Annotated in this window: 9 protein-coding genes and 1 pseudogene; 7 read left to right on the forward strand and 3 right to left on the reverse strand. The window is 64.8% G+C overall.

Annotated elements, in window-relative coordinates; all coding sequences use genetic code 11:
• From NKI52_RS18880 to NKI52_RS18905, 6 genes and pseudogenes are all read left to right on the forward strand, one after another.
• Window positions 1–326: pseudogene (locus tag NKI52_RS18880) on the forward strand (DUF4350 domain-containing protein); the annotation flags it as partial.
• Window positions 313–1269: an AAA family ATPase gene (locus tag NKI52_RS18885; protein WP_292661489.1), complete on the forward strand. Its 957-nt coding sequence runs from the start codon at window positions 313–315 to the stop codon at window positions 1267–1269. The pseudogene NKI52_RS18880 and the gene NKI52_RS18885, both read left to right, overlap by 14 nt.
• Window positions 1266–2573, forward strand: a complete 1308-nt coding sequence (locus NKI52_RS18890) for a DUF58 domain-containing protein (protein WP_352621001.1) — start codon at window positions 1266–1268, stop codon at window positions 2571–2573. Before NKI52_RS18885 ends, NKI52_RS18890 begins: the two co-directional genes overlap by 4 nt.
• Complete coding sequence (locus NKI52_RS18895; protein ID WP_352699037.1) at window positions 2570–3601, forward strand: stage II sporulation protein M; 1032 nt, start codon at window positions 2570–2572, stop codon at window positions 3599–3601. Before NKI52_RS18890 ends, NKI52_RS18895 begins: the two co-directional genes overlap by 4 nt.
• 64 nt (window positions 3602–3665) lie before the next feature.
• Window positions 3666–4454 carry an RDD family protein gene (locus NKI52_RS18900; RefSeq protein WP_352699039.1) on the forward strand — a complete coding sequence of 263 codons (789 nt, stop codon included), beginning with the start codon at window positions 3666–3668 and terminating at the stop codon, window positions 4452–4454.
• A 17-nt stretch (window positions 4455–4471) separates the two neighbouring features.
• On the forward strand, window positions 4472–4822 hold the full coding sequence (locus NKI52_RS18905; RefSeq protein WP_352699041.1) for a hypothetical protein: 351 nt from the start codon (window positions 4472–4474) through the stop codon (window positions 4820–4822).
• Window positions 4823–4862: 40 nt separating this feature from the next.
• Here NKI52_RS18905 and NKI52_RS18910 read toward each other — a convergent pair whose 3' ends face one another.
• Window positions 4863–5549, reverse strand: coding sequence for a D-lyxose/D-mannose family sugar isomerase (locus NKI52_RS18910; protein WP_023674428.1), 687 nt, complete (start codon window positions 5547–5549; stop codon window positions 4863–4865).
• Window positions 5550–5694: 145 nt separating this feature from the next.
• Here NKI52_RS18910 and NKI52_RS18915 point away from each other — a divergent pair, with 145 nt between their 5' ends.
• Window positions 5695–6753 (forward strand): D-TA family PLP-dependent enzyme, encoded by a 1059-nt coding sequence (locus tag NKI52_RS18915; RefSeq protein WP_352699043.1) that lies wholly within the window; start codon window positions 5695–5697, stop codon window positions 6751–6753.
• Between the two features lie 245 nt (window positions 6754–6998).
• On the opposite strand, the gene NKI52_RS18920 is transcribed toward NKI52_RS18915, so the two are convergent.
• Complete coding sequence (locus NKI52_RS18920; protein WP_352699045.1) at window positions 6999–7751, reverse strand: heme ABC transporter permease; 753 nt, start codon at window positions 7749–7751, stop codon at window positions 6999–7001.
• A gap of 250 nt (window positions 7752–8001) precedes the next feature.
• On the reverse strand, window positions 8002–9771 hold the full coding sequence (locus NKI52_RS18925) for a glucan ABC transporter ATP-binding protein/ permease (protein ID WP_023674425.1): 1770 nt from the start codon (window positions 9769–9771) through the stop codon (window positions 8002–8004).
• Window positions 9772–9803 lie beyond the last annotated feature (32 nt).

Here is a 9803-nt window from a genome sequence, read left to right on the forward strand (position 1 = left end):
GTATCGACCAGCGCGCGATCGCCTTAGGCAAGCGTGCGCTGGTCGATACGACGGCGATGCTCATGCGGCGTGCCGGCCGGCTGGACGAGCTGGGAGGCCGCTATGCGGCCTTGATGCGGGTGCGCGCCGGCGCGCTGCTCGGGGCACCGCAAGGGTTGCAAGGCAAAGCGCTCGACCACTGGCTCGACTCTCGCGATAAGGAGCAAGCTGGCGGCTTCACGACGCGCTCGCAAGCGGCCGGCGAGGCGAAGAATCTGACGCAGATGCAACAGGCAGCAGAACGGCTGCATGACTGGACGGCAAGGAGGCTCGGTGAACGTCGATGATGTGAAGGCCCTGGCGACACGGATCAGGGAAGAAGTGGCCAAGGCGATCACCGGGCAGCACGATACGGTCGACCTGATGCTGACCGCCTTGTTTGCGGGCGGGCATATCCTGCTGGAAGGTCCTCCGGGCACGGCCAAGACAATGACGGCGCGCTGCTTCGCCCAGGCGCTTGGGATCGCCTACGGGCGGATCCAGTTCACGCCGGACCTGATGCCCGGCGATATCGTCGGGTCGAACATCTACAACTTCCAGACCGGGCAGTTCACGCTGACGCGCGGCCCGATCTTCTGCGATCTCCTGCTTGCCGACGAAATCAACCGCACGCCGCCCAAGACGCAGGCCGCACTGCTCGAGGCGATGCAGGAACATGCGGTCACCTTCGACGGCACCACGCATTCGCTCGGCCGCAATTTCATGGTCGTCGCGACCCAGAATCCGATCGAGCACCAGGGCGTCTATCCGCTGCCGGAGGCGCAGCTCGACCGCTTCCTGTTCAAGCACCGCGTCAGCTATCCCGGCCCGGAGGAAGAACGAGCCATCATCGTCCATCACGGCGGCGGCTCCGCCTCGCACGACATCGCGCAATATGGCATCGAGGCGCAGACGGACCGCGAGACGCTGCAGGAGGCACTCGCTACGGTCGGCTCCGTCACCCTTGTCGACGATGTCGTCGGCTATATAGCGGCGCTGGTACGGGCTACGCGTGAAAATGCCGATCTGGAAGTCGGCGCCAGTCCGCGCGCCGGCGCCATGCTGGCGCGGGCGGCGCGTGCCCGGGCGGCGCTGGACGGACGCGCCTATGTGATCCCCGACGACGTCAAGGCGCTGGCGGTGCCGGCGCTGCGTCATCGCGTCATCCTTTCGCCTGCGGCACAGATCGATGGCCGGCTGGTCGAGCAGATCGTCTCCGACCTGGTCGACCAGACGGAAGCACCACGTTGATCTATCCCAGCGGCCGAGCGGTATGGGCAGCTGCGGCCGGCGCGGTCCCGGCCTTCCTGGTCGCGCTGGCATTGCCGTCGTTCTGGTATCTGGGATTGCTGTGGAGTTGCCTGCTGCTTGCCTTCCTGGCGGTGGATGCCGCGGCCGGACGCGGACGGGCATCGCTGAGTGCCAGCATCGATGCGCCGCAGCAGGTCGGTGTTGGTGGGGAATTCGGCGTGCAAATCACCGCCCGTCACTCGGGGCCGCGCGCCGCGGAGGCTCGCGTCGGCCACGATGGGCGTCTGGCGCCGGTGGACAGCAGCGGCGGCGCCTTGCTGCCAACCGCCGGAGGCGGGTCGCTCTTCCTCCGCTTCCAGGCGCTGCGGCGCGGCGTCGCCAGCTTCGACCGTCTCTGGGTGCGCTGGCGCGGGCCATTCGGGCTGGTCTGGAACCAGGTCGTCCTGCCGGTGGAAAGCAAGGTTGCGGTGCTGCCCGACGTCAGCAGCGCTCGCGGCGAGGCGATCACGCTGCTGCAACATGCGGCGCTTGCCGAAGGCCATGCGCAGCGCCGCGCCGGTCAAGGCCGCGAGTTCGACGCGCTCAAGGATTACCAGCCGGGCATGGGCCGGCGGATGATCGACTGGAAGCGCAGCGCCCGCCACGGCAAGCTGTTGGCGCGCGAGTTCCGCATCGAGGAGAACAACAACATCGTGCTGGCCATCGATAGCGGACGCCTGATGTGCGAGCCGGTCGACGGTGTGCCGAAGGTGGACCGGGCGGTGACGGCCGCCCTGCTGTCGGCATTCATCGCGCTGAAGGGCGGTGACATGGTCAGCCTGTTCGGCTTCGATGCAAGGCCGCGCGTTTCGAGCGGCGCGGTGCGCGGCCCCGCCAGCTTTGCGATGATCCAGAAACGGGCCGCCGAGATCGACTACTCCAGCGAGGAGACCAATTTCACACTGGCATTGACGACGCTGGCGGCGCGGCTCGACCGCCGCTCGCTGGTCATCATCTTCACCGATTTCGTCGATCCGATCAGTGCGGAATTGATGCTGCGCACCGTGGGCCGGCTCACCGAACGGCATCTCGTGCTGTTCATGATGATGAAGGACACCGAACTGGAGGGCCTGGCCGACCTGCCGCCACGCTCCGGCGAGGATGTTGCCCGCGCGGTCGTTGCCGGAGGGCTCTTGCGCGAAAGGCAGGTCGTCATCGGCCGGCTGCGCCTGCTCGGGGCGCATGTGATCGAAGCCGACCACAACCGGCTCGGTCCGGCGCTGGTCGAGCGCTATCTGCAGTTCAAGCAGGAGGATTTGCTGTGACGGCGCCGGTACGCGGCAATGCGGTGCGCGGCGACGCGGTACGCCAGTCGCTGGCCAGCTTCCGCCGCGAGCGCGAGGCCGACTGGAAGGCATTCGAGGCGCTGCTGGCGCGTGTCGAGAAGCGTGCGCCGCGGACGCTTTCCGAAGAGGAGCTGCTGTCGCTGCCGCTGCTCTATCGATCGGCGCTGTCTTCCCTGTCGGTGGCGCGCGCGACATCGCTCGATAATGCGCTGGTCGGCTATCTCGAAGCGCTGTCGCTGCGCGGTTATTTCTATCTCTACGGCGCACGCCGCGGGCTGCGGCAGCGCCTCGCCGATTTCTTCCTGCATGACTGGCCCGAAGCCATTCGCGACCTGTGGCGCGAGACATTGGCGTCGGTCGCGCTGATGGTGATCGGCATTGGTGCAGGCGCCTGGCTGGTGGCATCCGACAAGAGCTGGTTCGACGCGATCATCCCGCCCGGCCTGGCAGGAGGCCGCGGACCCGACACCTCGGCCGAACTGCTGCGAGGCATGCTTTATGATGGCGACAATGGCTTTCTCTCAGGCTTTGCCGCCTATCTGTTCACGCACAACGTCCAGGTCGCAATCCTGGCCTTCGCCCTTGGCTTCGCCTTCGCAGTGCCGACGGTGCTGCTGATGCTGTTCAACGGCTGCATGATCGGGGCGTTGTTCCAAGTCTACTGGTCCAAGGGGCTTGGCATGGAGCTCGGCGGCTGGCTGGCCATCCACGGCACCACCGAATTGTTCGCGATCGCTTTGGCCGGCGCGGCCGGCATGCGCATCGGCACCAGCATCGCCTTTCCCGGCGAATTGACACGCATGGCGGCAGCGGCTCGTGCCGGACGCATTGCCGCGAACGCTATGGTCGGGGTCTCGGTCATGCTGCTGTTTGCCGGGCTGCTCGAGGGCATTGGCAGGCAGACCATCACCAGCGACGTCACGCGCTACGGCATTGGCGGTGGCATGCTGGTGCTGTGGATCGGTTATTTCTACCTGTTCCGGGCGGTGCGGCATGGCGATCGTTAAACGCGCCGCCTTCGCGGCTATACGGCCGCTGATCACGCCCGAAGGCGTCGATCTCCGGATAAAGTTGGCCGACGCCGGCACGCGGGCCTCCGCCTTCCTGCTCGACATCGTGTTCATCGCCGTGGCTGCAATCGTGATCACGATCGTCGCGCTATTCGGGGTGGGAGGCCTTGGCAGCGAGGGATTTCAGCCGCTCTTCGTAGTCTGGATCATCCTGATCTTCTTTCTGCGCAACACCTACTTCATCGTTTTCGAAGCGGGCCGGCGCGCGGCTACGCCCGGCAAGCGGATCGTCGGCATCCGGGTCGCGTCGCGCAGCGGAGACGGCCTGTCGATCGACCAGGTCATCGCCCGCAACCTGATGCGCGAGATCGAGGTGTTCCTGCCGCTGTCGATCATCGTTGGACGCAGCGGGACCGACCTCGCCGATACGCTGACGACGGTGTTCGGACTGGTGTGGACGCTACTGTTTGCCTTGTTCCCGCTGTTCAATCGAGACCGCATGCGGATCGGCGACCTGTTGGCGGGGACCTGGGTGGTCGAGGCGCCGAAGCGCGCCTTGCTTGAAGACCTGTCGGCACGGCAGGATCCGGCGGCCGGCGCCTTCCGGTTCAGCCACGCCCAGCTCGATGCCTACGGGATTGCCGAACTCCACAAGCTGGAGGAGGTGCTGCGCCGCGATGACTATTTCGCCCTGCGGACGGTGGCAGAAACGATCGGACGCAAGATCGGCGCGGCACCCCAAGCCCATGACGCACGCGCGTTCCTGACGGCTTACTACGGCGAGCTACGGGCGCATCTCGAACGCAAGCTGCTGCTGGGCAACCGCAGGGCCGACAAGCATGCGCGGTAGACCGGAGGGGGGACGGGATGCAGGTCAAAATTAGCGCGACTGAGGAATCCAGGATAGATCGCGCAATTCAGGCGGCGGTCTCTGGGTCCTGGGAAGAATTCAGCAGCCTCACCGACACTCCCTTTCCAAACGACGAATCGATGCGAGAGCAATTCGACGATTCCTCCCCCCGACTTCAGCAAGTGGGAGGAAATTGGAAACGAGAAACGGGCATTGAGATCCTAGATGACGGAGTGCGCCTAATAATAGCGAGAATAGAAGCGCCGCCCACGGTGGATATCGTTTTTTCACTGCACAGCACGAGCGAATTCAGTGACAGCACAATCGGTATTCGGACATTTTTGCAGCAGCTGAATTGGGACTCCTAGCTATCGGTTCCGGCATTTCCAACCAGCGCCACCTCCTTCCCTATCCCACCCACTTCTCGTAGTCGGACACCAGCAGATGCAGCGGTGCTGTGTCCTCGTCGATGTCCGCGAAGCGGCCGATTGGTTCGCGAAAGACATTGTCGGTGAGATCGTCGTTGACGGTCGAAACCTCGCCGATCAGCACGTCCTTGCCCTCGGCCCAGAAGGCATGCCAGACACCCGGCAGCAAAGTGACGCTCTGGCCTGGGTCGAGCTTCAGGAGCCCACCCGCAGGTAGTCTGTGGATGGTTCCGTCGACAGGCACCGATACTTCGGCCTTCGGATCGATGCCGCCATCGCGATCATGCATGAACAGCTCCAGCACCAGTTTGCCGCCGCCGCGGTTGATGATGTCCTCGGCCTTGATGTTGTGGCGATGCATCGGCGACAACTGGTCCTTGCGCGAGATCATGATCTTTTCGGCATAGAGCATGCCCATGCCCTTCTTCATGTCCTCGTAGCGGCCGTTGCGGACGGTGAACAGGAACAGGCCGAGCTCGTCGAATTTCTCCTGGCCGTAGTCGGTGATGTCCCAGCCAAGCCGCGACGAGAAGATTGCCGACGAATCCTGCCGGCGCGCCTTCATCTCTTCCGGCGACCAGTAGGCGAAGGGCGGCATGATGTAGCCGAACGAGCGGATGAAGGCGTCGGCGTCGCGGATGATATCGTTGATGGCGGAGCGTTTCATGATCGTGGTTCCTTCCCGTCGCGTTCCAAGCGCTAACCGCATAGCCGAACGTCCATCCGGTGTCGATGCAAACTGCTGTCGCTGGCCCCATGACATGCGGTCCGATCAGGGCCATAAGGTCAACCAATTTTCGGATGGTGAGACCATGCGCAGCATAGACGACCTCGATACGCCGGCGATCCTGATCGATGCCGGCCGCGCCGAAGCCAATATCGCGCGGGCGCAGGCCCATGCCGACCGGCACGGGCTGAAGCTCAGGCCGCACATCAAGACCCACAAACTGCCCTACTGGGCAAAGAAGCAGATCGCGGCCGGCGCCGTCGGCATCACCTGCCAGAAGATCGGCGAGGCCGAGGTCATGGCCGACGCCGGACTGACCGACATCTTTCTGCCCTACAATATCCTCGGGCGGGCCAAGCTGGAGCGCCTCAAGGCGCTGCACGGCCGCGTAACCCTGTCGGTGACAACGGACAGCATGGACACGCTGATGGGACTTGCCGCCACCTTTACCGATCCCGGCCACCGCCTGCCGGTGCTGGTCGAATGCGACACCGGCATGGGCCGCTGCGGTGTGCAGTCGGCCGGCGAGGCAGTCGCGCTGGCGAGCGAGATCGACAAGGTCCGGGGGCTCGTCTTCGGCGGCTTGATGACCTACCCGGGGGCTGGCCGCGCCGCCGAGACCGAGGCGTGGCTCGCCGATGCGCAGCAAGCACTTGCCGCAGCCGGCCTTGCTTGCGAGCGCATCTCCAGCGGCGGCACACCCGATATGTGGCGTTCCGGCGAGCATAGCGTCGTTACCGAATACCGGCCCGGCACCTACATCTATCTCGACCGCTACCAGGTCGCCAAAGGCGTCGGCAGCCTCGACGATTGCGCACTGACGGTGCTGTCGACGGTGGTCAGCCACCCAACGCCGATACGCGCCATCCTCGACGCCGGCAGCAAGGCCCTGTCCAGCGATACGCTGGGGCTCGCCGATTTCGGCGAGCTGCTGGGCATTTCAGGCGCAAGGGTGACCAGCCTCAGCGAAGAGCACGGCAACGTCACGCTGTCAGGCGGCGCCGAGCTTCGCATCGGCGAGCGCGTGCGCGTCGTGCCCGACCATTGCTGCGTCGTCACCAACCTGTTCGACGAGGTGCATCTGATCGAAGGCGACAAGGTGATCGAGACGCTCCCGGTCAAGGCGCGAGGACGGATGGGGTGAGTCCAGCTGGAGCGCGTGCGCTTCAGGTACAAAATCCTTCAAACGCTGGAGGGACAGCGCCCGGACAGCGCCCCCCTCTGGCCTGCCGGCCATCTCCCCCTCAAGGGGGGAGATCGGTAGCTTCGCCGGTAGCGCCTCTCTTTCAACATTCGCGATTGGCGAAACGATAGGTGACATTCAATCTCCCCCCTGGAGGGGGAGATGGCCGGCAGGCCAGAGGGGGGCGCGAAGGAACTCGACGAAGATCAGCTAGCCTGCCTCGCGGCAACCCGGCGCATCGAAATGACGCGGCGGCGCCGGATCTCGGTGCGCATCGCCATCAGATGCAGCGCGAAGAACAGCACTGTGAAGCCGAGTGCCATCACCAGCAACGGCCACAACAGGCTTGGATCGATGGTCGGCCCGCCAAGCCGGAACACCGACGCCGGCTGATGCAGCGTGTTCCACCAGTCGACCGAAAATTTGATGATCGGAATGTTGATGAAGCCGACCAGGGTGATGATGGCGGCGGCCCAGGCGGCGCGCCCGGCATCGTCGAGCGCGCGGGTCAGCGCGATGATGCCGAGATACATCAGGAACAGTATGAAGACCGAGGTCAGCCGCGCGTCCCACACCCACCAGGTGCCCCACATCGGCTTGCCCCAGATCGAACCGGTGATCAGTGCAAGGGCGGTGAAGACGGCGCCGATGGGTGCCGCCGATTTTAGCGCCACGTCAGCCAGCGGATGGCGCCAGACCAGCGTGCCCAGTGCCGAGACCGCCATCAGCGTGTAGCACATCATGGCAAGCCAGGCGAAAGGCACGTGGATATACATGATGCGAACGGTGATGCCCTGCTGGAAGTCCTCAGGCGCCGTGAAGCTCATATAGAGACCCACGCCGAGGACGATGGCGGCCACGCTCGCCAGCCACGGCACGACCTTGTCGGCCAGCCCGACGAACCGCGTCGGGTTGGCAAGGTCCATCCAGCCGGAGAGGCGTGAAGTCGTGTCGCTCATGCCGCCTTACATAGACCGCCGGCGGAGTTGCGGCAACCGCGGCGGCGGTACGTCTTCCCTTCTCCCCTTGCGGGAGAAGGTGGATCGGCGCGTAGCGTCGAGCCGGCTGGACGGAGTGAGGCGCCAATGATCGGCGTGCGCCGAAGTCTGGATTTTGGATGAAGATTTGCACCAAGCCGGAGCACCCCTCATCCGACCTCGCTTCGCGAGGCCACCTTCTCCCGCAAGGGGAGAAGGCAAGCCGCGCTGCTCAGGCGGCTTCGTTCACCGGACGGCTGAGGCGGCGGACCTCCTCGTCGTTGAGCAGGCCGCCGGCGCGCAGCAGGCTGGCGAAGCGACCGTTGCGCAGCGACAGTTCGGTGAACCCGCCCATCTCGACCACCCGGCCCTTGTCCATGAACACGACCAGATCGGCGTCGCGAACGGTGGTCAGGCGGTGGGCGATGATGAAGGTGGTGCGGCCGCGCCGCAATTCGTCGATGGCGTCCTTGACGCGGTCTTCCGTCTCGACGTCGAGCGCGCTGGTCGCCTCGTCGAGAACCAGGATGGGCGCGTCCTTCAGCACGGCGCGGGCGATCGCGATGCGCTGGCGCTCGCCACCGGACAGCTGTCCGCCGCGTTCGCCGACGACCGTGTCGTAGCCCTCGCACTTTGACAGGATGAAATCCTGCGCGGCGGCGGCATTGGCCGCGGCATGGACCTCGTCATAGGTCGCCTCCGCGCGGCCGACGCGGATGTTGTCCTCGATCGAGCGGTTGAGCAGGCCAGCGTCCTGGAAGACGGTGGCGATCGAATGGCGCAGCGACTTGCGGGTCACCGTGCGGGTGTCGATGCCGTCGATCAGGATACGGCCGCTGGACGGGGTGAAGACGCGCTGCAGAAGGTTGATGAGCGTCGTCTTGCCGGCGCCCGTGGGGCCGACGATGGCGACGGTCTGGCCGGCCTGGACCTCGAACGACGCGTCGTCGACGCCCTGCCCGGAATTGCCGAACTCGAAGCAGACGTTCTCGAAACGCACGTGACCCGTGACGTTGACGAGGTCGCGCAGCCCGTCGGGCTCGGCGGCATCGGAAGCGGAGTCCTCGAGATGATAGAATTCCTCGAGCTTGGCGCGTGCCTCGGAAATCTGGTTGGCGAAGGCCGACATCTGGTCGAGCCGGGCAATCAGCAGCGTGGCAAAGCCGGTAAAGGCTATGACGTCGCCGATGCGCAACTGGCCGTGCGTCACCAGGTAGGCGCCAATCAGAAGCACCACCATCATCGAAATCGTCGACGACAGGCGATGCAGCGCGTTGGCCATTGCCCACCAGTCGAGCACGGGGTTCTGCACATCGAGCAGATTCTTGACGTAGCGCTTCAGCGCCTCGGTCTCGTGGCCGATGCGGTTGTAGCTCTGGAGGACGGCGACGTTGCTGACCGAGTCGGTCACATGCGCAAACACCTTGTGGTAGTGACGCTCCACGGCCGCCTGGCCTTCCTTGGTGCGCCGCATCACCAGCCGTCCGATGCCGACATAGAGCGCGCCAAGCGCCAGCAGCACCATCGACATGCGGATATCCATGCTGAGCGCCGTGGGCACCAGCAGAACCAACGCGACCGCTGTCGACAGGTGCTGCCGCATGAATTCGAGCCAGAGGCTGAACAGGGTCTCGACCGCCCGCAGAAGCGTGTGCAGGGAATTGGAGGTGCCGCGCTGATGATGCCAGGCAAGCGGCATGGTGATGACGCGCTCGAACGACTGGCAAAGAACCTCGCTGCGCCGCTGGTGGGCAAAGCGATCAGCGCCGCGCGCCACCAGAACGAAGGCGACGATATTGAAAGCGCCGATGCCGGCCCACATTGCGAGCGTCGAGAACACCGAGCCGCGGTCCGAAATGGCATCGATCACCCGGCCGAACATGATCGGCTCGAGAATGGCGATAATGGCAAGCGCGACATTCGCCCCGCAGATAAACGCAACGCGTTTCCTGTCGGCAGCGAGATAACCAAGGGCTCGCCAGTAGATTTGCAGAAGTGACACTTCAGCTACTCCGCCAATTATTTATGGTGCAG

This window comes from Mesorhizobium sp. M0590, assembly GCF_040320905.1.
In the GTDB taxonomy this organism is placed as follows: domain Bacteria; phylum Pseudomonadota; class Alphaproteobacteria; order Rhizobiales; family Rhizobiaceae; genus Mesorhizobium.

Bases quoted from the DNA above. Each gene is read 5' to 3' on its own strand.
- NKI52_RS18910 (WP_023674428.1), bottom strand. From the start codon at position 5,549: ATGAAACGCTCCGCCATCAACGATATCATCCGCGACGCCGACGCCTTC.
- NKI52_RS18915 (WP_352699043.1), top strand. From the start codon at position 5,695: ATGCGCAGCATAGACGACCTCGATACGCCGGCGATCCTGATCGATGCC.
- NKI52_RS18905 (WP_352699041.1), top strand. From the start codon at position 4,472: ATGCAGGTCAAAATTAGCGCGACTGAGGAATCCAGGATAGATCGCGCA.
- NKI52_RS18920 (WP_352699045.1), bottom strand. From the start codon at position 7,751: ATGAGCGACACGACTTCACGCCTCTCCGGCTGGATGGACCTTGCCAAC.